This window comes from Bacillus sp. LQ01 (assembly GCF_057624735.1).
The window spans coordinates 399,375-422,621 of sequence record NZ_JBYEZL010000003.1 but is presented as its reverse complement, the minus strand read 5'-3'; the positions used below and the strand labels follow the sequence as shown (position 1 = coordinate 422,621).

Annotated in this window: 19 protein-coding genes; 14 read left to right on the top strand and 5 right to left on the bottom strand. The window is 37.2% G+C overall.

The features are described 5' to 3' along the window. Nucleotides 1-20: 20 nt before the first annotated feature. Nucleotides 21-1,772 (bottom strand): M4 family metallopeptidase, encoded by a 1,752-nt coding sequence (locus AC22L0_RS22775; RefSeq protein WP_048568663.1) that lies wholly within the window; start codon nt 1,770-1,772, stop codon nt 21-23. Between the two features lie 168 nt (nt 1,773-1,940). Here AC22L0_RS22775 and AC22L0_RS22770 point away from each other — a divergent pair, with 168 nt between their 5' ends. After that, nucleotides 1,941-2,798, top strand: a complete 858-nt coding sequence (locus AC22L0_RS22770; protein WP_000542907.1) for a helix-turn-helix domain-containing protein — start codon at nt 1,941-1,943, stop codon at nt 2,796-2,798. Between the two features lie 88 nt (nt 2,799-2,886). Continuing rightward, on the top strand, nt 2,887-3,033 hold the full coding sequence (locus AC22L0_RS22765) for a quorum-sensing peptide PapR (protein WP_000734744.1): 147 nt from the start codon (nt 2,887-2,889) through the stop codon (nt 3,031-3,033). Nucleotides 3,034-3,051: 18 nt separating this feature from the next. Here AC22L0_RS22765 and AC22L0_RS22760 read toward each other — a convergent pair whose 3' ends face one another. The 3 genes from AC22L0_RS22760 to cls all read right to left on the bottom strand — a co-directional run bounded on the left by AC22L0_RS22760 (nt 3,052) and on the right by cls (nt 8,036). Beyond that, nucleotides 3,052-5,730, bottom strand: a complete 2,679-nt coding sequence (locus AC22L0_RS22760) for a DUF4084 domain-containing protein (protein WP_048568662.1) — start codon at nt 5,728-5,730, stop codon at nt 3,052-3,054. A gap of 126 nt (nt 5,731-5,856) precedes the next feature. After that, the gene (gene uvsE, locus AC22L0_RS22755) at nt 5,857-6,810 is read right to left on the bottom strand and encodes a UV DNA damage repair endonuclease UvsE (protein WP_002101584.1); all 954 of its coding nucleotides are present in this window, start codon (nt 6,808-6,810) and stop codon (nt 5,857-5,859) included. Nucleotides 6,811-6,842: 32 nt separating this feature from the next. Then, entirely contained in the window at nt 6,843-8,036 is a 1,194-nt protein-coding gene (gene cls, locus AC22L0_RS22750) for a cardiolipin synthase (RefSeq protein WP_000966417.1), read from the bottom strand. 295 nt (nt 8,037-8,331) lie between these two features. Here cls and AC22L0_RS22745 point away from each other — a divergent pair, with 295 nt between their 5' ends. The 8 genes from AC22L0_RS22745 to pyrG all read left to right on the top strand — a co-directional run bounded on the left by AC22L0_RS22745 (nt 8,332) and on the right by pyrG (nt 18,248). Further along, the gene (locus AC22L0_RS22745) at nt 8,332-10,443 is read left to right on the top strand and encodes a (Fe-S)-binding protein (RefSeq protein WP_087967151.1); all 2,112 of its coding nucleotides are present in this window, start codon (nt 8,332-8,334) and stop codon (nt 10,441-10,443) included. A gap of 9 nt (nt 10,444-10,452) precedes the next feature. Continuing rightward, nucleotides 10,453-11,736 carry an acetyl-CoA C-acetyltransferase gene (locus AC22L0_RS22740; protein ID WP_487272442.1) on the top strand — a complete coding sequence of 428 codons (1,284 nt, stop codon included), beginning with the start codon at nt 10,453-10,455 and terminating at the stop codon, nt 11,734-11,736. Nucleotides 11,737-11,785: 49 nt separating this feature from the next. Beyond that, complete coding sequence (locus AC22L0_RS22735) at nt 11,786-12,637, top strand: 3-hydroxybutyryl-CoA dehydrogenase (protein WP_000538880.1); 852 nt, start codon at nt 11,786-11,788, stop codon at nt 12,635-12,637. 73 nt (nt 12,638-12,710) lie between these two features. Beyond that, a complete protein-coding gene (locus tag AC22L0_RS22730) occupies nt 12,711-13,841 on the top strand; it encodes an acyl-CoA dehydrogenase (RefSeq protein ID WP_001011179.1) in 1,131 nt (376 codons plus the stop codon). Nucleotides 13,842-13,862: 21 nt separating this feature from the next. Next, the gene (acdA, locus tag AC22L0_RS22725; RefSeq protein WP_050964428.1) at nt 13,863-15,002 is read left to right on the top strand and encodes an acyl-CoA dehydrogenase AcdA; all 1,140 of its coding nucleotides are present in this window, start codon (nt 13,863-13,865) and stop codon (nt 15,000-15,002) included. Nucleotides 15,003-15,068: 66 nt separating this feature from the next. Beyond that, nucleotides 15,069-15,698 carry a TetR/AcrR family transcriptional regulator gene (locus AC22L0_RS22720; RefSeq protein ID WP_000238599.1) on the top strand — a complete coding sequence of 210 codons (630 nt, stop codon included), beginning with the start codon at nt 15,069-15,071 and terminating at the stop codon, nt 15,696-15,698. Nucleotides 15,699-15,852: 154 nt separating this feature from the next. Then, nucleotides 15,853-16,383, top strand: coding sequence for a DNA-directed RNA polymerase subunit delta (rpoE, locus tag AC22L0_RS22715; protein WP_000346280.1), 531 nt, complete (start codon nt 15,853-15,855; stop codon nt 16,381-16,383). 257 nt (nt 16,384-16,640) lie between these two features. Continuing rightward, entirely contained in the window at nt 16,641-18,248 is a 1,608-nt protein-coding gene (gene pyrG, locus AC22L0_RS22710; protein ID WP_000170460.1) for a CTP synthase, read from the top strand. A gap of 32 nt (nt 18,249-18,280) precedes the next feature. Here pyrG and AC22L0_RS22705 read toward each other — a convergent pair whose 3' ends face one another. Further along, nucleotides 18,281-18,805, bottom strand: coding sequence for a DUF2529 domain-containing protein (locus AC22L0_RS22705; RefSeq protein ID WP_000912402.1), 525 nt, complete (start codon nt 18,803-18,805; stop codon nt 18,281-18,283). A gap of 201 nt (nt 18,806-19,006) precedes the next feature. Between AC22L0_RS22705 and spo0F the strand changes: the two genes are divergently transcribed. From spo0F to glpX, 4 genes are all read left to right on the top strand, one after another. Then, on the top strand, nt 19,007-19,375 hold the full coding sequence (gene spo0F, locus AC22L0_RS22700) for a sporulation initiation phosphotransferase Spo0F (RefSeq protein ID WP_000398594.1): 369 nt from the start codon (nt 19,007-19,009) through the stop codon (nt 19,373-19,375). 210 nt (nt 19,376-19,585) lie between these two features. After that, nucleotides 19,586-20,443, top strand: a complete 858-nt coding sequence (locus AC22L0_RS22695; protein ID WP_001131855.1) for a class II fructose-bisphosphate aldolase — start codon at nt 19,586-19,588, stop codon at nt 20,441-20,443. A gap of 332 nt (nt 20,444-20,775) precedes the next feature. After that, nucleotides 20,776-22,065 (top strand): UDP-N-acetylglucosamine 1-carboxyvinyltransferase, encoded by a 1,290-nt coding sequence (murA, locus tag AC22L0_RS22690; RefSeq protein ID WP_000413254.1) that lies wholly within the window; start codon nt 20,776-20,778, stop codon nt 22,063-22,065. A gap of 116 nt (nt 22,066-22,181) precedes the next feature. After that, a complete protein-coding gene (glpX, locus tag AC22L0_RS22685; protein ID WP_000442340.1) occupies nt 22,182-23,147 on the top strand; it encodes a class II fructose-bisphosphatase in 966 nt (321 codons plus the stop codon). Nucleotides 23,148-23,247 lie beyond the last annotated feature (100 nt).

Below are 23,247 nucleotides of genomic sequence, written 5' to 3'. Positions count from 1 at the left end.
ATTGGTAAACTTCTTTTTTATTATTGTACCGCTATTACTTTATTTATTTTTTGTAACGGTTTGTAACCGTGTGCTTCAAATGCCTTTGCAAATTCATTTGATACGGCAGTGCCATATAAATCTTTTGCAGCTTGTACAATATGAGATTGAAGTGATTCAAAGTCTTCAGCGGAAGTTGCATAATTTTGCAATGTACGCATAACAACTTTACTTACTTTTTCATTTCCTTGCTTTTGAACAGCAACACCGTTATATGTTTTACCTTCAGCTAATTGATATAATACGTGACTGATAATACCAGAATTCACGTGTGATTCTTGATTATTACCATCGTTATAGAAATCTTGTAAATTTGTATATAATTTATGACCGCCGTCACCAATTTCTCTTGGGATATCACGAATTGTTAGGCCACCTAATGTATCGCCCATAATCCAGTTTCCTTTATCTTTCTTTACGTAATATTCGATTTGTGTACCCCAGAAATCCGCTAATCCCTCGTTTAGTGCAGATGTTTCAGCGCTTGGATATCTCACGACTTTATTTTTCGTCGTGCCACTAAATACAGCATGTCCAAATTCATGAGCTGTTACATCAAGAGCGGATGTTAGTTTTCCGCCTAAACCATCACCAAATACCATTTGGTTCCAAGCGGGATGCCAAAATGCATTTACATAGTCTTCTTTTACACCATCACTAACTTCAGTAGAATCAAAACCGTGTACACTAGCAACAACTTTTGAATCTTTATTGTCGTAACTTTTTAGATTATGTTCTTTCTTAAAGTAATCGTAAATATCACTCATATTCTTCATAGCGCCCGCGGCTTCTTTATCCGCAAAATTAGGAGTACTACTTGAAATTAGTGTCCCTGGATAACCAGCTTGACTATATCCTCCGAGGGAATCGGCGTAGTTTGCATTATAAATATAAATACCATTTCCGCGTGATAAATCCGCTAAATAAAATTTCCCATCAGTTCCTTTGGCAATATTGAAAGAGATGTTTTCTTGAAGTGCATTTTTCCCAGTTCCTTGCTCACTTGCAGGGGATAATCTAGGTGATGTTACTTGATTTATAGTCTTATTCTCTTTGTTTTTAATGAACTTTTCTTGGAAAAGTACTTCGCCAGTTTTTAGATCAACGATAGCATTGCCGTTTATAATTTGTTCATTGTTTTCATAAGTAAATGTAATAACAGTTGCGAATGTATAATAGCCATCTTTTTTCTTATAAACAACGGTTTCGCTAGAGAATTCTGTCTCAACTGCATCACTTGGAATTTGAACTATATCGCGTAATTTAGATTTTACTTCATTTTTCGACAAAAAATTTGTTATAGTAAGATTAGGTTGTTGATTTAAATTTTGAACAACTTTACCACTAACAGTTGTGATCACTCCATTTTTATCTACTTTTACAATGAGATCTTGGCCATATACTTTATAGTTTTTATATGTTTGTGCAAGGCGAACTTCGGTTTGATTTTCTTTGGTTTCTTTATTTGTAGGTTGGAAATCTACATTTTTTTCAGTAGTGACTTGTTCTTGTTGAGCTTTCGCCCCATTTACCTCACCTTTTAAATACTTTTTAGCAATATTTTCTTTTGTATCATTTTGAGGTTGTGTTAATTTCCCGATTGTTAAACCAGGCTGAGCAATTTCAACTTTGACTACACTTTTGTCTAATTCTTGAGCATGAATAGCTTCTGTTGATAAAGGGCAAAGAAGACCGAATGTAACGAAAGCACTAGCAAGTTTTCTATAATTCATCTATAACACTCCTAATCTATTATTGTATGTGAGATGAATTGTATGAAAAATTTGCCGAATTTTATATATATTATGCATTATTTCATATCAAAAATTGTCGAATTCACATTATTGTAGTGGTATGACAACTTAACAAATTAGATTGTTATAATGGGATGGTGAGTAAGTATGCACGCAGAGAAATTAGGAAGTGAAATTAAGAAAATTAGAGTGTTGAGAGGATTAACACAAAAACAGTTATCCGAGAACATATGTCATCAATCGGAAGTGAGCAGGATTGAATCGGGTGCGGTATACCCAAGTATGGATATATTGCAAGGTATTGCAGCAAAGTTACAAGTTCCCATTATTCATTTTTATGAGGTACTCATTTATTCCGATATTGAGAGGAAAAAGCAGTTAAAAGATCAAATCATTATGCTTTGTAAGCAAAAGAAATATAAAGAAATTTATAATAAAGTATGGAATGAGTTGAAAAAGGAAGAATATCATCCTGAGTTTCAGCAATTTCTTCAATGGCAATATCATGTAGCAGCGTATGTATTGAAGAAAAGTGATTATGAATATTGTATTTTAGAATTAAAAAAATTGTTAAATCAACAATTAACTGGGATTGATGTGTACCAAAATCTTTATATAGAGAATGCAATTGCAAATATTTATGCTGAAAATGGTTACTTTAAGAAGGGCATGGAGTTATTTGAAGGTATATTAAAGCAATTAGAGGCATTACCTGAAAATAAAGAGTTTGATGTGAAGGTAAGACATAATTATGCGAAAACATTATACTTAGATAATCAATATGAAGAGGCTCTTTATCAAATAAATAAAGCTATTGAAATATCGTGTCGAATTAATAGTATGGCATTGATTGGGCAGCTATACTATCAAAAAGGTGAATGCTTAGAAAAGCTAGGCTATGATGAGGCAGAGAGTGAAGAAGCTTATGAAAAAGCTTATTTCTTTTTTGATATACTAGAAATGCATACGTATAAAGAAAAGTTTATGAAAAAAATGCCGAAATAAAATAACGCAAAAACTAAATATGCATAATTGCATAATATATGGATAAATTTTCATGATATATTAAAAGAAAAAATGTGGGTGATGGAATATGAAGAAACTACTTATCGGTAGTCTATTAACGTTAGCAATGACATGGGGTATTTCATTAGCGGATACAGCTTTAGAGAAAAGCCAAGTAATTTCTCATGATGATCAAGAGGTACAATTAGCTTCAGATATGCCTTTTGAGTTTTAAAAAAAACAACCGTCTTACTTAGACGGTTGTTTTTTTATGGAGTAACATCCAAACGTCTTTACTAGAAACAGGTTTGCTAATAAAGAATCCTTGAATGTGATCACAATTTTGTTTATGTAAAAATTTCCATTCTTCTTCTGTTTCTACACCTTCTGCAATCACTTCTAAATTTAGTTCTTTTGATAGTGTAATAATGGAAGAGACAATTGCTTCTTCTAAAGGGCTAGTTGTAATTCCACAAATAAACTCTCGAGCGATTTTTAATGTGTTGATTGGATATTTTGTTAAATAAGCTAAAGAACTATAACCAGTTCCAAAGTCGTCGATTGAAATTTGAATACCGAGATTTTGAAGTTGTTCTAGTTTTGCAACTACAGATTGATTTTGATTAATTGCGATGCTTTCCGTAATTTCAATATCTAGTGCTTCTGGTTTCAGTTCTGTTTCTTCCAACACCTTTGAAATAGTTGGGATTAAATCTGCATGGTTAAATTGAACAACAGATAAATTTACACCAACTTTTAAGTGAGAGAAACCTTGATTATGCCATCTTTTTGCCTCTAAACAGGCAGTACGTAAAATCCAATTGCCAAGTTCAATAATAAAACCAGTTTCCTCTGCTAGAGGAATAAATTGGGCAGGAGATACGATACCGAGTTTTGGATGCTTCCAACGTATTAATGCTTCAAAACCGATAATTTGTTTTGTTTTTGTGCTTACTTGTGGCTGGTATTCAAGGAAAAATTCATTTTGTTGTAATGCTTTTGAAAGTTCACCTTCTAAGAATTGAATTTCATTTTGAGCGATACTCATTTCTTTTGAGAAGAAAACAAATCGGTTTTTTCCATTTGCTTTCGCACGATACATAGCCATATCAGCATTTTTCATTAATTCATTTACATCAGTTCCATAATCAGGGTACATCGCAATTCCGATACTTGGTGTAATAGAGAGTTCTTCGCCTTGAATGAAGAATGGTTTGTTTAAAATAGTTAAAATCTGTTCAGCTATAAAAATTGCACTTTTTTCTGAGTACATTTCTGGTAACAGAATTGTAAACTCATCTCCACCTTGGCGAGCGACGATATCTTTTGAACGCAAGCAACCGCGTAATCTTTTTGCTACTTCAATTAATAATAAATCTCCAACGTCATGGCCAAGTCTATCGTTAATTTTTTTAAATCGATCTAAATCAAGGAATATGACGGCGACATCATTTGCGTTAGTTTGGGCTGTATTTAAAATGGCTTTTAAATCTTTTTCGAACTTTCGACGATTTGGTAATCCAGTAAGTGCATCGTGAAAGGCTAAATGCTCTACTTGTTTTTGTTTTTCATATAGAGTGGTAATATCACGCGCTATCCCAAACATTCCGACCACTTCTTTGTTTATAAAAGTAGGGATAAGTGTAATATGAAGATAATAATAATAGCCTTCTTGTTCTTTTGTACGAACTTCTAACGTTTGTGGCCTACCTTCCTTTGTAATTTGTAAAGCCTTCTTTAGTAGTTCGTGGTCTTTTGAATCAATGAAGTGTACCAGAGAATAGCTTGCTACTTCACAATAATAGGCAGTAAATAAGCTTTCGCATGCCTTATTAGATTGTTGAAAAATGCCATTCATATTTAAAGAGAAAACGGCATCGGGATGATCTTCGAATAAAGACTTATAGCGTTGTTCACTTTTTGATAATGCAAATGCACCTTCTTCAACTTCATCCTCTAGTTGTGTAGTCAACTGTTCATATGTAAGGATTAGTGCTTGATTATCTTTCCACATGTAAAGTTGCCGCAAGAATAACAAAATAAGTGATAATACGAGACCAATTAACATAAATTTATCATCCCAAGGTTGAATGATAATAAAGGAAAAAGTAATAATTATACTAAAATAAGGTAGTATAAAACGTACATAATCGAATCGATAATATTTTGCTTTCGTTTCATGTTGCATTGGTTTATCCAAGATATATAGTATGGAAGAAAGTCCAATTAATAAAATAGAAGCAGTGTGTATTAAATAATTAAATTCAGGAGAAGTTTTCATCCCAAAATTTAATTGAAACAGATGAATGTAACCGTATACGAGTATAATAGTGAAACCGATAATTAATGCGATTCTACTAGAAGAATATTGTTCTCTTCTATAAAGACTAATAACGGCGTAAATTACTAATGATTGCGCAATAAAATAGCCAATTAAAATCCAAGTTTCCTTTGTTAACATACGGAAGCTTGAAAGGTCCAAGATAAAAGTTAAAGTGAAATAAATGTTCATAATAACAATAAAGATGCTATCGAATGAAAATTGAGCAAGACCCTTAATAGAGTAAATTTTTATAAACTTTATAGCAAATCCAACAAAGAGTAAAACATATTGTATGATAAAAAAAGGTAATGCTTTATATGAGAATATAACTTGCTTATGAATAGAAAGTGAAGGAAGAAATAAAGTTATTTCCATAGCTAACCCGCATAGACAAGTACATAATAATAAAATCCAAAATAATTTATCACCATGCGTCATTTTTCTAATCGCTTTACATAAGCAATAGCAAGAAAAAAGTGCAGCGAAACAGAATAAGAAAAGAATCCCGATTTCTTTTATATTCGACTCATTTGGTATAAGGAATATCCAAAGAGCAAATATAAATATGTATATTATGACAGATTGTATATACTTTTTTTGATTAATCATATTATGACTCCGTTTCAATAAAGTTGAATCTCGGGGAGAAAATGCTAATTTAAATAATAGCATATAAAACAGAATGTTTTTTACTATAAAAATTACTTTTTTGAAAAAATGGTGCAAAGTTACAATTTACCACTGTAACATTGCACCACTTATTCTTTTAATTCCTCTTATAGCAGAAAGTTCATCTATTAATTGGAATAGTGCTAAGTCTTTTTGTTTACTTTCAATCATAATATCGAAATTATGATTGTGTTTTTTTGCAATGTGTAAGAAAGGCTTAATAAACTCTAAATCGATATATTCAGCATGAGCCCTAAATTCTTTTTCCGATCTCGGGGAGGAAATGTGAACTTTAGGAGAGATATTTGTATGTGACCAAGTTTCAAAAATTGCAGGAAGCAACTCTTCTAGTGGTTCCTCGCAAAGATTGGCCATATGATGATGATAATCAAATACAAATGGAATATTTTCTTTTTGGCAAATGGATAAAGTTTCAGCGGTTGTATAGGTTTTATCATCATTTTCAAGAGTCATTTGTTTTTTTATATGTGTAGGAAGTTTTTTTATGTTTTCATGGAAGCGCTCAATCGCCTTTTCTTTATTTCCATAGGCTCCACCTACATGAATATTAATGTAAGAAGAATCTGCAATGCCTATAGCATCCAATATTTTATAATGATAAGTCATATCCGTAATAGCGTTAGTAGTAATATGTGGCTTGTCGCTTGTAAATAGCGTAAATTGATTTGGATGAAAACTTATTCGTAAATTGTGTTCTTTAATTAAAGCCCCTATTTTACGCCAAAGTGGTGTGAATACCCCAATATAGTCAAACTCGACTTCGGGATGTGTTGCAAGTGGGACGATGGAAGACGATAGGCGATATAGTGGGATTTCATGCGCTATATTGTAATGAAGGATACGTATTGTGTGCTCTAAATTTTGCTTTATAACATGGTACAGTTTGTCTTCTCGTTCTTGCTTGCTAAGTTTCTTAAAACTTGTAAACGTCATTGTTTTGGCAGGAGAACAGTCCCAGAGTGCCATTGCATGTGAGACATATCCAAACCGTATAATCATATGAGATACACCTCTTTTATTCATTGTCTTTCCTATAAAAAGAAAGCAAGTATTGTTCCAATCCATTCCTTTCCTCTATTGATAAGAGAAGGCGGGTTTACATCGCTATAGGAAAGTACGGATGCATTCTCTAGATCTTCATGAAATTTATTTTTTACTGTTTGAATGAAATGTTTATTATATAACAGGCAGTTTATTTCATGGTTAATATATAAACTTCTCATATCAAAGTTTGCCGTTCCGATATCACAAATATCATCGTCCACTATAATAATTTTGGCGTGAAAAAACCCTTGTTGAAATGCATAAATATTGCAACCAGCCTGTATTAATTTTCGGCAGTACGGGAATTTTGCTTCCCGAACGAGAGGGTGATCAGCTTTTTCTGGAACAAGAATTGTGATTTGAACCCCTCTTTCTCTTGCTTTTAATAAGGCATTCATAATTTTTTTTCCAGGAATGAAATATGGCGTACCGATACAGATTTCTTTTTTTGCTCCGTTAATTAAATGTAAAAAAGTATGCTGTAAATAAGCACCATCAGTCGGAATAAATTGATGCAAGATGGTACCTGGTTGTTGTTTTGGAAAATAAAGAGAAGCATCCAATAAATTCTGTTTCGTATCATCAAACCAATCATGCAAAAATTGCTTTTGTAAATCTTGAACCCCTTCTCCTGTAAGACGTAAATGATAGTCTCGCCATAATCCTAAGTGTTCATTATGCCCTAGATACTCTTCGCCAATATTAAATCCCCCGATATAGCCGGTTTTCCCATCAATCACTGTAATTTTTCTATGATTTCTTTGATTGGCAGAAAAGAAAGGAAGAGGAAATTTTACCTTATGACAAAATGAAAAAGATACACCATGTTTTTGCAGGGAGCGAATAGCTTCGTTTGATAAAGAATGGCTGCCAAATCGATCAAGTAAAAGTCGTACTTCAATTCCTTCCTGAGCCTTATCAATCAGCAACTTTAAAAATTCACGACTGATTTTATCGTTTTTTACAATGAAGAATAAAATATGAATGTGGTGCTGTGCTTGTTTTATATCAGTAAATAAAGCATCATATAAATCTTTCCCATATGTATAAAGGTGAAAATCACTTTGACGTAAAGGGAAAGTGCGAGAGCTTACCCGTTTTAAATGAAGAAGTCTCCCGTATGAAAGGTCAATTGTAATCCAAAGAGCAACGGATATTAACAAAAGAGATAAGTAGAGCATCAGTGAATTCCCTCCTTCGCATTCTTTTCACCTTCAGTATGTTACAAATGATACGGGTAGCACGGCTGTTATTATAAATTTCTTTAGAGGATAGATGTTGTACTAATTAAAGTTTCACTTTATAGTTTCACCGAAATAAACAGCTTTATGAAAAAATGTGTTGTTCTATAACAAAAAACTGTTGACTGAATGCTCACTCATTATATAATGGGGATAGGGGATATAATTCAGAAAATTATATATTTTTGAAGATTCAAAAAGAAAGAGGGCTTACAAAGAGAGGGGTAGCATAAAAATGAATAGCTTACTGATTATTAATTGGCTGGCTGCCATTGCTGTTATTGCTTATGCAGGATATTTGTTTGTATATCTTATACGGACGAGAATGGCCTACATACAATTAGGAAAAAAAATTGAGTTTGACCGTCGTTTTAAAGAGCGTTGGGATCTCCTTAAGGTCAATGTTTTCGGTCAGAAAAAGCTGCTGAAAGATAAGAAAAGCGGCATCATTCACGTTATGTTCTTTTACGGATTTATTCTTGTCCAATTTGGAGCAATTGACTTCGTTTGGAAAGGACTCGCACCAGGATCACATCTTCCACTTGGACCACTATACCCTGCATTTACATTCTTCCAGGAAATTGTCACACTTGTTATTTTAATTGCAGTATTTTGGGCTTTTCATAGACGTTATGTAGAAAAGCTTGTTCGTTTAAAACGTAACTTCAAATCAGGTCTTGTTCTTATTTTTATCGGTGGTTTAATGATTTCTGTGCTACTTGGTAACGGTATGGGACTTATATGGCATGGCGAGGAGCTTTCATGGAGTGAACCAATTGCTTCTGCAATCGCTTACGTTTTTAGCGGGATAAATGAAACCGTAGCCATTTCAGTGTTCTATTTTTCTTGGTGGGTGCATTTACTAATTTTGTTAACGTTTTTAGTGTATGTTCCACAATCAAAACATGCGCATTTAATTGCAGGACCAGCTAATGTATTCTTCGGTCGTCTTTCAAACCCAGGGAAGCTTGAAAAGATTGATTTTGAAGATGAAACGCAAGAGACATTTGGTGTTGGTAAAATTGAAGACTTTAGACAAAATCAACTTATTGACTTATACGCTTGTGTAGAGTGTGGCCGTTGTACAAATATGTGTCCGGCAACAGGAACAGGAAAAATGTTATCACCGATGGACTTAATTTTAAAACTTCGCGATCATTTAACTGATAAAGGAGCTGCGGTAACATCAAAAGCACCGTGGGTTCCAGTAGTTGCCTTCAATAATACACAAGGAAATCAGTTAGCGATGATGGCAGCTGGAAAAGGGCAACAAGAATCAGCGTCTACAATGCTCGCTTACGATCCGAGTTTAATCGGAGATGTTATTACAGAAGAAGAGATCTGGGCATGTACAACGTGCCGTAACTGTGAAGATCAATGCCCAGTTATGAATGAGCATGTTGACAAAATTATTGACTTACGTCGATATCTCGTTTTGACTGAAGGAAAAATGGACGCGGAAGCACAACGCGCGATGACAAATATCGAGCGTCAAGGAAATCCGTGGGGGCTGAACCGTAAAGAGCGTGAAACATGGCGCCAAGGTGATGACGAAGTAACAGTTCCAACTGTAAAAGAAAAATCAAAAGCTGGGGAGGAATTCGAGTATTTATTCTGGGTTGGTTCAATGGGATCATACGACAATCGTAGTCAGAAGATTGCGATATCGTTTGCGAAGTTAATGAACGAAGCAGGCATTTCATTCGCAATTCTCGGTAATAAAGAAAAGAATTCTGGAGATACACCACGCCGCCTTGGAAATGAATTTGTATTCCAAGAGATGGCGACAAAGAATATCGAAGAATTTGAAAAGGCAGGAGTGAAGAAAATCGTTACGATTGATCCTCATGCTTATAACACATTTAAAAATGAGTATCCGGACTTTGGCTTGCAAGCAGAAGTCTATCATCATACAGAATTGTTAGCTCAGTGGGTGAAAGAAGGGCGCTTAAAGCCTGTTCACGCTATTGAAGAAACAGTTACGTACCATGATTCCTGTTATTTAGGAAGATACAACGAAGTGTATGAAGCGCCACGTGACATTTTGAAAGCGATTCCTGGAGTGAATCTTGTAGAAATGGCACGTAACCGTGAAACGGGAATGTGCTGTGGCGCAGGTGGTGGCTTAATGTGGATGGAAGAAACAACAGGTTCACGTATTAACGTTGCTCGTACAGAACAAGCATTAGCTGTACAGCCATCCATTATCGGTACAGGTTGTCCATATTGCTTAACGATGATCAGTGATGGAACGAAAGCGAAAGAGGTAGAAGAGAAGGTTCAAACTCTTGATGTGACAGAGATTTTAGAACGATCTGTTATCGGACAGAAAAAAGAAGCGATGTAGTTTGTAAGAATGTATACAACTTTAGAAAGAGGTGCAATGATTGCACCTCTTCTCAACGTAGGGATACCGAGCGAGCGCTCAGTGTTAAAAAATGAAATGGGGGAAAGAAACATGAGTAAAACAGTTATTTTAAGTGCTGCAAGAACACCAGTTGGAAAATTTGGAGGATCTTTAAAAGATGTAAAAGCGACGGAACTTGGAGGAATTGCAATTAAAGCAGCGCTTGAAAGAGCAAATGTTGCGGCTAGTGATGTTGAAGAAGTTATATTTGGAACGGTTATTCAAGGTGGACAGGGGCAAATTCCATCGCGCCAAGCTGCAAGGGCTGCTGGAATCCCATGGGAAGTGCAGACGGAAACAGTGAATAAAGTTTGTGCATCAGGACTTCGTGCGGTTACGTTGGCGGATCAGATTATTCGTACTGGCGATCAATCACTAATTGTAGCTGGCGGTATGGAGTCGATGAGTAACAGTCCTTACATTTTACGCGGAGCAAGATGGGGATACAGAATGGGCAATAACGAAGTTGTTGATTTAAACGTTGCTGACGGTTTAACATGTGCATTTTCAGGTACACACATGGGCATTTATGGCGGAGAAGTTGCGAAGGAAGATGGAATTTCTCGCGAAGCGCAAGATGAATGGGCATATCGTAGCCATCAGCGTGCGGTTTCAGCGCATAAAGAAGGGCGTTTTGAAGAGGAAATCGTGCCAGTAACGATTCCGCAAAGAAAAGGCGATCCTATTGTTGTTGCAAAGGATGAGGCGCCACGTGAAGATACAACGATTGAAAAGTTAGCAAAGTTAAAACCTGTATTTGATAAGACAGCGACGGTGACAGCTGGTAATGCGCCGGGACTAAATGATGGTGGTGCCGCACTTGTATTAATGAGCGAAGACAGAGCGAAGCAAGAAGGAAGAAAGCCATTAGCGACAATTTTGGCGCATACAGCAATTGCAGTGGAATCTAAAGATTTCCCAAGAACGCCAGGTTATGCAATTAACGCATTGCTTGAAAAAACAGGCAAGAAAATTGAAGACATCGATTTATTCGAGATTAATGAAGCATTTGCAGCGGTAGCAATTGCAAGTACAGAAATCGCAGGAATTGATCCGGAAAAATTGAATGTAAATGGCGGCGCGGTAGCGATGGGACATCCAATTGGAGCAAGCGGAGCGCGCATTATCGTTACACTAATCCATGCACTTAAGCAGCGCGGCGGCGGAATTGGAATTGCTTCGATTTGTAGCGGTGGCGGTCAAGGGGACGCAGTGATGATTGAAGTCCACTAATTAAAGTTCGAGGGTATAAAATTTATTAACAATTAAGGGGGAAGAAAAAATGGGTGTACAAAACATTGTTGTAATTGGTGCAGGGCAAATGGGATCAGGAATTGCACAAGTATGTGCAATGGCAGGATATGACGTGAAGGTACAAGATTTAAAGCAAGAGCAATTAGATAGAGGAATGGCTATCATTACGAAAAACTTAGCGCGCCAAGTAGAAAAAGGACGCATGAAGGAAGAAGAGAAGGAAGCGACATTAAATCGTCTTACAGTAACGCTTGATTTAGATTGTGTGAAAGAAGCGGATCTTATTATTGAAGCAGCTGTTGAGAAAATGGATATTAAAAAGAAAATCTTTGCGAATCTAGATGAAATTGCTCCAGAACACGCAATTTTAGCGACGAATACGTCATCTCTGCCAATTACAGAAATTGCAGCGGTAACGAAGCGTCCGGAAAAAGTAATCGGTATGCACTTTATGAATCCAGTCCCAGTTATGAAGCTTGTTGAGATTATTCGTGGTTTGGCTACCGATGATGCGGTATATGAAGCAATTGAAGATATTACGAAAAAAATTGGGAAAGTACCAGTTGAAGTGAATGATTTCCCAGGTTTTGTATCAAACCGCATTTTACTACCGATGATTAACGAAGCAATTTATACGTTATATGAAGGTGTAGCGACGAAAGAAGCAATTGATGAAGTCATGAAGCTTGGTATGAACCATCCGATGGGGCCTTTGACACTCGCTGATTTTATCGGTTTAGATACGTGTTTATACATTATGGAAGTGTTGCATGAAGGATTAGGAGATAGTAAATATCGCCCATGTCCATTATTACGTAAGTATGTGAATGCAGGATGGTTAGGGCGTAAAACAGGTCGTGGATTCTACGTTTACGAATAAATGCCCCCTTTGTTACAACATAGTGGTCTTACCAAATTATTTAAAGGATATATAGCAAATGGAGGCGGAATATATGAACTTTCGTTTTAATGAAGAGCAGCAAATGATGAGGAAAATGGTTCGGGATTTTGCACAGAAGGAAATAGCTCCCTTTGTTCCTAGTATGGAACAAGGGGTGTTCCCGAAAGAGATTTTGCAAAAGATGGGTGAGCTTGGATTAATGGGTATTCCAGCGCCTGCAAAATACGGCGGGGCAGAAATGGACTTTATTTCTTACATTCTAGCAATTGAGGAAATCTCAAAGGTAAGTGCAACAGTTGGTGTCATTTTAGCTGTACATACGTCAGTTGGAATGAATCCGATTTTATATTTTGGAACAGAAGAACAGAAGAAAAAATATGTTTCTAAACTTGCAACCGGGGAATATTTAGGTGCATTTGCTTTAACAGAGCCAAATGCAGGATCAGATGCAGGGAGTTTGAAATCAAGAGCTGTGAAAAAAGGTGATCATTATATTATTAATGGATCGAAAGTGTTTATTACAAATGGTGGTGAAGCAAGTACATACATTGTATTCGCTTCTACAAATCCAGAGGCAGGAAAAAGTGGTATTTCTGCATTTATAGTAGAGAAAGATACACCTGGTTTAATCATTGGAAAAGATGAACATAAGATGGGACTTCTCGGTTCTCGTACAGTACAACTTACTTTTGAAGATATGAAAGTGCCAGCTGAGAATTTACTTGGGGAAGAAGGACAAGGATTCAAAGTGGCGATGGCGAATTTAGATGTTGGGCGAATTGGAATCGGTGCGCAGGCTTTAGGAATTGCTGAAGCGGCGCTTGGCTGTGCAATTGATTATGCAAAAGAAAGAGAGCAATTCGGGAAGCCGATTGCGGCGCAGCAAGGGATTGGCTTCAAGCTTGCAGATATGGCAACAAGTGTCGAGGCAGCAAGGTTACTCGTATATAGAGCGGCATCTCTTAGGGCACAAGGATTACCATGCGGTAAAGAAGCATCTATTGCGAAATTATTTGCTTCTAAGACAGCGGTTGAAGTCGCGATTGAGGCGGTGCAAGTATTTGGTGGTTACGGTTATACGAAAGACTATCCAGTAGAACGATTTTTCCGTGATGCGAAAATTACGCAAATATATGAAGGAACAAGTGAAATACAGAAACTTGTTATTAGCCGTGCTTTATAAAAGGGCGAGGGGGAGACGGAGATGCATTTTAAACTATCAGAAGAACATGAAATGATAAGAAAAATGGTTCGAGATTTTGCTAAAAATGAAGTGGCACCAACAGCAGCTGAGCGTGATGAAGAAGAGCGATTTGATCGAGAGTTATTTGATCAAATGGCAGAGCTTGGTTTAACTGGTATTCCGTGGCCTGAAGAGTACGGCGGAATTGGAAGCGATTACTTAGCATACGTAATCGCTATTGAAGAATTATCTCGCGTTTGTGCTTCAACAGGTGTAACACTGTCTGCGCATACTTCACTTGCGGGATGGCCAATTTTTAAATTTGGGACGGAAGAGCAAAAGCAAAAGTTTTTACGACCGATGGCTGAAGGGAAGAAAATTGGTGCATACGGCTTAACGGAACCAGGATCTGGATCGGATGCTGGTGGAATGAAGACGATTGCTAAAAGAGATGGAGACCATTATGTATTAAATGGATCAAAAATATTTATCACTAATGGCGGTATTGCTGATATTTATGTTGTTTTTGCGCTAACTGATCCTGAATCGAAGCAGCGCGGTACGAGTGCATTTATTGTAGAAAGTGATACACCGGGATTTTCAGTTGGGAAGAAGGAGAGCAAGCTAGGGATTCGCTCTTCACCAACGACTGAAATTATGTTTGAAGATTGCCGCATCCCTGTAGAGAATTTACTAGGGGAAGAAGGACAAGGGTTTAAGATAGCGATGCAAACATTAGATGGAGGTCGTAACGGTATTGCGGCGCAAGCGGTTGGTATTGCACAAGGGGCTTTAGATGCTTCCGTAGAATATGCAAGAGAGCGTCATCAGTTTGGGAAGCCGATTGCGGCGCAGCAAGGGATTGGCTTTAAACTTGCGGATATGGCAACAGATGTAGAAGCAGCACGCCTTTTAACATATCAAGCGGCTTGGCTTGAATCAGAAGGGCTTCCGTATGGAAAAGAATCAGCGATGTCAAAAGTATTTGCAGGCGATGCAGCGATGAAGGTGACGACTGAAGCGGTGCAAGTATTTGGTGGTTACGGTTATACGAAAGATTATCCAGTAGAGCGTTATATGCGAGATGCAAAGATTACACAAATATATGAAGGAACACAAGAGATTCAGAGGCTTGTAATTTCTCGTATGTTAACGAAGTAGGAACGAAAGCGTAGGTATTTTCCTACGCTTTTTCCTTCCAAAAAATAATAGAGAGAGGTGAAGGGAATGGTTAAACATAATGTGCATGCATCGGTGAAAGATGAAAAATTAGTTGCGTTAAGACGTGAACAAATGATTAAAGGTGCGGTGCAACTGTTTAAACAAAAAGGATTTCCGCGTACAACAACGAGAGAGATTGCAAAAGCGGCTGGGTTTAGTATAGGGACACTTTATGAGTACATTCGTACCAAAGATGATGTTTTATATTTAGTTTGTGATAGTATATATGAACATGTAAAAGAAAGATTAGAGGAAGTAGTGTGTACAGAAAAAGGGAGTATAGAAAGTTTAAAGATAGCAATAACGAATTACTTTAAAGTGATGGACGAATTACAGGAAGAAGTATTGATAATGTATCAAGAGGTACGCTTTTTACCGAAAGAATCACTTCCGTATGTATTAGAAAAGGAGTTTCAAATGGTAGGAATGTTCGAGAATATTTTAGAACAGTGTACGGAAAATGGAACATTTACATTAAATAAAAAAGAAATACAGCTTCTTGCGCATAATATTTTTATACAAGGACAGATGTGGGGATTTAGACGCTGGGCGCTGCAAAAACTGTATACGCTCGAAGAATATACAGAAATGCAAATTAGGTATGTATTGCAAGGGGCCCATATGCTTCCGAAATAAGGAACAGACAAATTATAATTTTACTACCCTATAAAAGTTTCCCGTTTTTTTTGTAGCATATTTGTGCGACTTTTGTTTATAATGAATAGTATGGATTTTTTTAAGCAGGCCGTTATATATAAGGTTATATTTGATGAAAGGAAGTGCCGCATAAGTGGATTTTAAGCAATATTCACCAGAAGAGCTAAAAGAATGTTCAATGATTGAAGTTGTACATAGCGTTTTAGGGGATAAAAAACAAGCAACGACATTCAACGAGTTGGTTCAAGAAATCGCTCAAGTGCTGGGACTATCTCAAGAGCAAGTTAATGCGAAAATCGCACAATTTTATACAGACTTAAACATCGATGGACGTTTCATTAATTTAGGAGAAAATCGTTGGGGGCTACGCAGCTGGTACCCATATGAGCAAATTGATGAAGAAATCTTGCCTCAACCAAAACCGAAGAAGAAACGTAAAGTTGAAGAAGACGGTTTTGACGACTACATTGAAGAAGACGAAGATGACTTCGACGATGCAGACGTAAGTGAAGATGAAGACGATGTAGAAGATTTGGACAAGGTTCTTGAAGAAGAAGACGGAGATGACGACGATCTTGATGATTTAGACGAAGATGACGACGACTTCGCTGAAGAAGAACTTGAGTATGATGAAACTGAAGAAGAAGAAGAGGAAGAACTGTAGTTCTTGACTTTTCATTATCGTCCATGTAGAATCATTTTTGGGCTCTTTAAAAAAGGACGATAATACTTTTAAAGTGTAAATATAAAAGAAAATTGCTCCCTACTTATTACTTTTTGTGATGAGGGGAGCAATTTTCTTTTTTGTTTTTTGTTTAGAAAATAAAAAGAGTCTAACAATAAGATGGATACAGTGTTATCTACATACGTTGCGCTTTGCAACGGTGATTATATAACAGCAAAATAGAAGGGAGCTTTTTCATGACTAAGTATATTTTTGTAACAGGCGGTGTAGTATCGTCTTTAGGAAAAGGTATTACAGCAGCATCTCTTGGAAGACTTTTAAAAAATCGTGGTTTAAACGTAACGATTCAAAAGTTTGATCCATACATTAACGTAGACCCAGGGACTATGAGCCCATACCAACACGGTGAGGTATTCGTAACAGATGATGGCGCAGAAACTGACTTAGACCTTGGTCACTATGAGCGTTTTATCGACATTAACTTAAACAAATACAGCAACGTAACAACAGGTAAAATTTACTCTTCAGTTCTTCAAAAAGAGCGTCGCGGTGAATATTTAGGAGGAACAGTTCAAGTTATTCCTCATATTACTAACGAAATTAAAGAACGCGTATATCGTTCTGGTCGTGAAACAAATGCGGATGTTGTTATTACAGAAATCGGTGGAACTGTTGGTGACATCGAGTCTCTACCATTCTTAGAAGCAATCCGTCAAATTAAGAGCGACATCGGTCGTGACAATGTAATGTACATTCACTGTACGTTAATCCCGTACTTAAAAGCAGCGGGTGAAATGAAGACAAAACCAACACAACATAGTGTTAAAGAACTTCGTAGCTTAGGTATTCAACCAAACATTATCGTTGTTCGTACAGAAATGCCTGTTTCTCAAGATATGAAAGACAAGCTTGCATTATTCTGTGACATCGATACAAAAGCAGTTATCGAAGCTCGCGATGCAGATACTTTATATGCGGTTCCATTATCTCTTCAAGAACAAAACATGGACCAAATCGTTTGTGACCACTTAAAATTAGACAATCCAGCTGCAGATATGACAGAGTGGACTGCGCTAGTTAACAAAGTGCGTAATCTTTCTAAGAAAACAAAAATCGCTCTTGTTGGTAAATATGTAGAACTTCAAGATGCTTATATTTCTGTTGTAGAAGCACTTCGTCATGCTGGTTACTCATTCGACACAGATGTAGAAGTAAAATGGGTAAATGCTGAGCACGTAACAGCAGAAAACGTAAAAGAATTAGTTGGCGATACAGATGGTATCCTTGTACCAGGTGGCTTCGGCGATCGTGGTGTAGAAGGTAAAATCGTTGCGATTCAATATGCTCGTGAAAATAAAGTTCCATTCTTAGGAATTTGCTTAGGTATGCAACTTGCATCAATCGAATTTGCACGTAATGTATTAGGTTTAGAAGGTGCTAACTCTTCTGAAATCAACCCTGACACACCATATGCAATCATCGACTTATTACCAGAACAAAAAGATGTAGAGGACCTAGGTGGTACACTTCGTCTTGGTCTATACCCATGTAAGCTTGCTGAAGAAACAAATGCTTACAATGCTTATAATGAGCCGGTTGTATATGAGCGTCATCGTCATCGTTATGAGTTCAACAACCAGTTCCGTCCTGATATGGAAAAAGAAGGATTTGTATTCTCTGGTACAAGCCCAGACGGCCGTCTAGTTGAAATCATTGAATTAAAAGACCACCCTTGGTTCGTGGCAGCACAGTTCCACCCAGAACTTGTTTCTCGTCCAAACCGTCCACAACCATTGTTCCATGACTTCGTAAGAGCTTCTATTACGAATAAAGAGAGCAAGTAATAAAAAAAGCGCCTGAAATAAGGCGCTTTTTTTTAATATTCATTTAACATTTCATCGATTGTAAATTTGATTCCGTGATAAGCAAATAAAGCTACTATTAAACTTGGGAATCCGTAGCGATTACCTTCATCGTCTGGAATAAGACCTTTTAACAGTTTTGTATCAATATGTACGTCTGTATATCGTTCGAGTGATTCCGTACCTTCTTGAAGAGCAGAAATGCCGACAATAGAGTGTCCCTCTTCTTGTAGTTTTTTTGCAATTTCTACAACCGCTTCATCTGTTGAAAAACGGCTAATAAGAAGTACACGATCCGCAGAGGTTACTTCTGCTTCTTTACCATTTTCAAATAAGCGTTTTGCTTGCTTCATTGGTTCAGCACCGAATAGTGCCTCGGCAACAACGCCTTCCATTTCATTTGTACCATGTAAATAAATGAAACCATCGCCAACTAGTGCTTGAGCAAGTAAACGAGCACTATCTTCTATATTCATTTCTTCTTTTTGAGAAACTCTGGAGAAATAACCACTTAATTGAGTTGAAAAAATTTTTAACATAATGTTACTCCCTTCGTACGTGTTTGCCGGCTTTCATTATAGTTTATTTTTTTAGAAAGGTGAAATCGTAGGGTAGCATAACAAAATAGGAAACGGTAAAATAAGAAAGAATAGGAAGGAATTTGCCAAAGAATAGCGAAAATAAATCGTTAAGATATAAGAAGCTTTAAATCTTGTACTTACACAGAAAGGTTGGGAATTATGGAAGGTAAAATTTTAATCGTTGATGATCAATATGGGATTCGTGTGCTATTACATGAAGTGTTCCAAAAAGAAGGTTATCAGACATTCCAAGCAGCAAATGGATTTCAAGCTTTAGATATCGTGAAAAAAGATAATCCAGATTTAGTAGTGTTAGATATGAAAATTCCAGGCATGGATGGTATAGAGATTTTAAAGCATGTAAAAGAAATTGATGAGAGTATTAAAGTAATTTTAATGACTGCTTATGGAGAGCTTGATATGATCCAAGAAGCAAAAGATTTAGGTGCTTTAATGCATTTTGCTAAACCATTTGATATTGATGAAATTCGTCAAGCTGTGAGAAATGAGCTCGCTGTAGAGGCGTAAAAATGAATTTTTTATAAAAAATATGGAAAAAAGCGTTTACATGGACTATTGTGCAGGTGAATACGGTTGAGTTTTTGAGTACAAGTTGTTATCCTATTGAGTGTAGAAAAAAGTCCGGTATGTAGATATACATATTTTACCTTATTCTGGTCATACTACCAGCGATAAGAACTTATCGGATACAAAAAACGTTTTTTAGGAGGATTCACCATGCCTTTAGTTTCTATGAAAGAAATGCTAAACAAAGCACTAGAAGGAAAATACGCAGTTGGTCAATTCAACATGAACAACTTAGAGTGGACTCAAGCTATCTTAGCTGCTGCGGAAGAAGAAAAATCTCCTGTAATCCTAGGTGTATCTGAGGGTGCAGCTCGTCATATGACTGGTTTCAAAACAGTTGTAGCTATGGTTAAAGCTTTAATCGAAGAAATGAACATCACTGTTCCTGTAGCGATTCACCTTGATCATGGTTCAAGCTTCGAAAAATGTAAAGAAGCAATCGATGCAGGTTTCACATCTGTAATGATCGACGCTTCTCACCACCCATTCGAAGAAAACGTTGAAACTACTAAACAAGTAGTAGAATACGCACACGCTCGTAACGTATCTGTTGAAGCTGAGCTTGGAACAGTTGGCGGACAAGAAGATGACGTAATCGCTGAAGGCGTAATTTACGCTGACCCAGCAGAGTGTAAGCACCTTGTTGAAGCAACAGGTATCGATTGCCTAGCTCCAGCTTTAGGTTCTGTACACGGTCCTTACAAAGGTGAGCCTAACTTAGGATTCGCTGAAATGGAACAAGTTCGTGACTTCACTGGCGTACCTTTAGTATTACATGGTGGTACTGGTATCCCAACTGCTGATATCGAAAAAGCTATCTCTTTAGGTACTTCAAAAATCAACGTAAACACTGAGAACCAAATCGAGTTTACAAAAGCTGTTCGTGAAGTATTAAACAAAGACCAAGAAGTTTACGATCCTCGTAAATTTATCGGACCTGGCCGCGACGCTATCAAAGCAACTGTTATTGGTAAAATTCGCGAATTCGGTTCTAACGGTAAAGCGTAAGAATAAAATTCCGTTTTGGAAACCGTCTAGTCTTTTAGACGGTTTCCTTTCGTTGTATAATGAAAGCGTGAACAAGTCTAAAGATTTTATCATTTTTGGTTTTTAAATAGAAAATAATGTGCATAGTCCTATTAATAAATGTGATAACGTATCTAAATTGATAAAGTGAATTCGATGAATAGTTGATCTTTATCTATTCGTGCTACAGGAGAAATGAAGATAATGGTTTCCTATTTATTGAGTTTTGGGATGGAAAGAGTAATTGAGATTCTTAAGGGGAGCTTTCTATAAAAAGATAGAAAGTAAATACATTCACAAGAAGGGAGCTCAATATGGAAAAATTGCTAATTGAAGGCGGAAGAGCTTTAAATGGAACAATTCGAGTAAGTGGTGCAAAGAACAGTGCCGTTGCATTAATTCCAGCGACAATTTTAGCAGATACTCCAGTAACTATTGGTGGTGTCCCTAATATTTCGGACGTGAAAATGTTAGGAGACTTACTAGAGGAAATTGGAGGGAAAGTAACTTATGGACAGGAGGAAGAAATGGTAGTCGATCCTTCTAACATGGTTGCAATGCCTTTGCCAAATGGAAAAGTGAAAAAATTGCGCGCTTCTTATTATTTAATGGGTGCAATGCTTGGCCGTTTTAAAAAAGCTGTTATTGGGCTTCCGGGTGGATGTCATTTAGGCCCGAGGCCGATTGATCAGCATATTAAAGGGTTTGAAGCGCTAGGTGCACATGTTACGAATGAACAAGGTGCCATCTATTTAAGAGCAGATGAGCTACGCGGGGCACGTATTTATTTAGATGTTGTTAGTGTAGGAGCTACAATTAATATTATGCTAGCAGCTGTACGAGCAAAAGGTAGAACTGTTATTGAAAATGCAGCGAAAGAGCCTGAGATCATTGATGTAGCTACATTGTTAACAAGCATGGGAGCCCGTATTAAAGGTGCTGGTACTGATGTAATCCGAATAGATGGTGTTGACTCTTTACATGGTTGTCACCATACTATCATCCCAGATCGTATTGAAGCTGGTACGTATATGATTCTAGGAGCTGCATCAGGAGGAGAAGTAACGGTTGATAACGTTATTCCTCAGCATTTAGAATCAGTTACTGCAAAGCTAAGAGAAGCTGGTGTTCAAGTTGAAACGAACGATGATCAAATTACGGTGAACGGTAATAGAAAGTTAAAAGTAGTTGATATCAAAACGCTTGTATATCCAGGTTTTCCAACGGATTTACAACAGCCGTTTACGACGCTTTTAACAAAGGCGCACGGGACGGGAGTTGTAACAGATACAATTTACGGTGCCCGTTTCAAACACATTGATGAATTACGTCGTATGAATGCTCAAATTAAAGTAGAGGGTCGTTCGGCAATTGTAACTGGTCCTGTATTATTGCAAGGTGCAAAAGTGAAGGCGAGTGATTTACGAGCAGGAGCGGCACTTGTTATTGCAGGATTAATGGCAGATGGAATTACAGAAGTAACAGGACTTGAGCATATTGATCGAGGTTATGAGAATATAGTGGACAAGCTTAAAGGGCTTGGAGCAAACATTTGGCGAGAACAAATGACAAAGCAAGAAATTGAAGAAATGAAGAACGCATAAGTGATACTTCCGCAAGGGGGAAGCGAAGCATCACTACTTGCGGAAGTACACTTTATAGAAAAACACGGTTCACAAAATACGGCAGAAATATAAAGACTTAAAGGAGAGGGATTATCGTGGAGAGAAGTTTATCTATGGAGTTAGTACGTGTAACAGAGGCTGCAGCTTTATCATCAGCGCGTTGGATGGGGCGCGGGAAAAAGGATGAGGCAGACGGTGCAGCAACATCAGCTATGCGTGATGTATTTGATACAATTCCGATGAAGGGTACAGTTGTAATTGGTGAAGGTGAGATGGATGAAGCACCAATGCTATATATCGGAGAGAAATTAGGTACAGGATATGGACCACGTGTAGACGTTGCGGTTGATCCTTTAGAAGGGACAAACATCGTAGCAGCTGGTGGCTGGAACGCTCTTGCTGTTATTGCAATTGCAGACCACGGTAATTTGTTACATGCCCCTGACATGTACATGGATAAAATCGCGGTTGGCCCAGAAGCAGTTGGGGCGGTCGACATTGATGCGCCTATTATTGATAACTTACGTGCAGTTGCGAAAGCGAAAAATAAAGATATTGAAGATGTTGTAGCGACAGTTTTAAATCGTCCACGTCATCAAGAAATTATCGAAGAAATTCGTAAAGCTGGTGCGCGCATTAAATTGATTAATGATGGAGATGTAGCTGGAGCGATTAATACAGCGTTTGATCGTACAGGTGTAGATATTTTATTTGGATCTGGTGGAGCACCTGAAGGTGTATTAGCAGCAGTTGCTTTAAAATGTTTAGGTGGAGAAATTCACGGAAAACTATTGCCACAAAACGAAGCTGAATTAGCACGTTGTAAAAAAATGGGCATAGAAGACATTAATCGTATCCTTCGCATGGAGGACTTAGTAAAAGGTGACGATGCAATCTTTGCAGCAACAGGCGTAACAGATGGAGAACTATTACGCGGTGTTCAATTTAAAGGTAGCGTAGGAACAACGCAATCCCTTGTTATGCGCGCAAAATCAGGCACAGTTCGCTTCGTGGATGGACGTCATAGCTTGAATAAAAAACCAAACTTGGTTATTAAATAAAAAGCGTAAGCAGCTCGTTCAGAATGGGAGGGGGATGGAGCTTCTGACGTAGAGGCGCTTTTTGCCTCGTAGGAAGAAGTGAAGCCACCGACCATTCTAG

Bases quoted from the DNA above. Each gene is read 5' to 3' on its own strand.
- AC22L0_RS22775 (WP_048568663.1), bottom strand. From the start codon at position 1,772: ATGAATTATAGAAAACTTGCTAGTGCTTTCGTTACATTCGGTCTTCTT.
- AC22L0_RS22770 (WP_000542907.1), top strand. From the start codon at position 1,941: ATGCACGCAGAGAAATTAGGAAGTGAAATTAAGAAAATTAGAGTGTTG.
- AC22L0_RS22765 (WP_000734744.1), top strand. From the start codon at position 2,887: ATGAAGAAACTACTTATCGGTAGTCTATTAACGTTAGCAATGACATGG.
- AC22L0_RS22760 (WP_048568662.1), bottom strand. From the start codon at position 5,730: ATGATTAATCAAAAAAAGTATATACAATCTGTCATAATATACATATTT.
- uvsE (WP_002101584.1), bottom strand. From the start codon at position 6,810: ATGATTATACGGTTTGGATATGTCTCACATGCAATGGCACTCTGGGAC.
- cls (WP_000966417.1), bottom strand. From the start codon at position 8,036: ATGCTCTACTTATCTCTTTTGTTAATATCCGTTGCTCTTTGGATTACA.
- AC22L0_RS22745 (WP_087967151.1), top strand. From the start codon at position 8,332: ATGAATAGCTTACTGATTATTAATTGGCTGGCTGCCATTGCTGTTATT.
- AC22L0_RS22740 (WP_487272442.1), top strand. From the start codon at position 10,453: ATGTATACAACTTTAGAAAGAGGTGCAATGATTGCACCTCTTCTCAAC.
- AC22L0_RS22735 (WP_000538880.1), top strand. From the start codon at position 11,786: ATGGGTGTACAAAACATTGTTGTAATTGGTGCAGGGCAAATGGGATCA.
- AC22L0_RS22730 (WP_001011179.1), top strand. From the start codon at position 12,711: ATGAACTTTCGTTTTAATGAAGAGCAGCAAATGATGAGGAAAATGGTT.
- acdA (WP_050964428.1), top strand. From the start codon at position 13,863: ATGCATTTTAAACTATCAGAAGAACATGAAATGATAAGAAAAATGGTT.
- AC22L0_RS22720 (WP_000238599.1), top strand. From the start codon at position 15,069: ATGGTTAAACATAATGTGCATGCATCGGTGAAAGATGAAAAATTAGTT.
- pyrG (WP_000170460.1), top strand. From the start codon at position 16,641: ATGACTAAGTATATTTTTGTAACAGGCGGTGTAGTATCGTCTTTAGGA.
- AC22L0_RS22705 (WP_000912402.1), bottom strand. From the start codon at position 18,805: ATGTTAAAAATTTTTTCAACTCAATTAAGTGGTTATTTCTCCAGAGTT.
- spo0F (WP_000398594.1), top strand. From the start codon at position 19,007: ATGGAAGGTAAAATTTTAATCGTTGATGATCAATATGGGATTCGTGTG.
- AC22L0_RS22695 (WP_001131855.1), top strand. From the start codon at position 19,586: ATGCCTTTAGTTTCTATGAAAGAAATGCTAAACAAAGCACTAGAAGGA.
- murA (WP_000413254.1), top strand. From the start codon at position 20,776: ATGGAAAAATTGCTAATTGAAGGCGGAAGAGCTTTAAATGGAACAATT.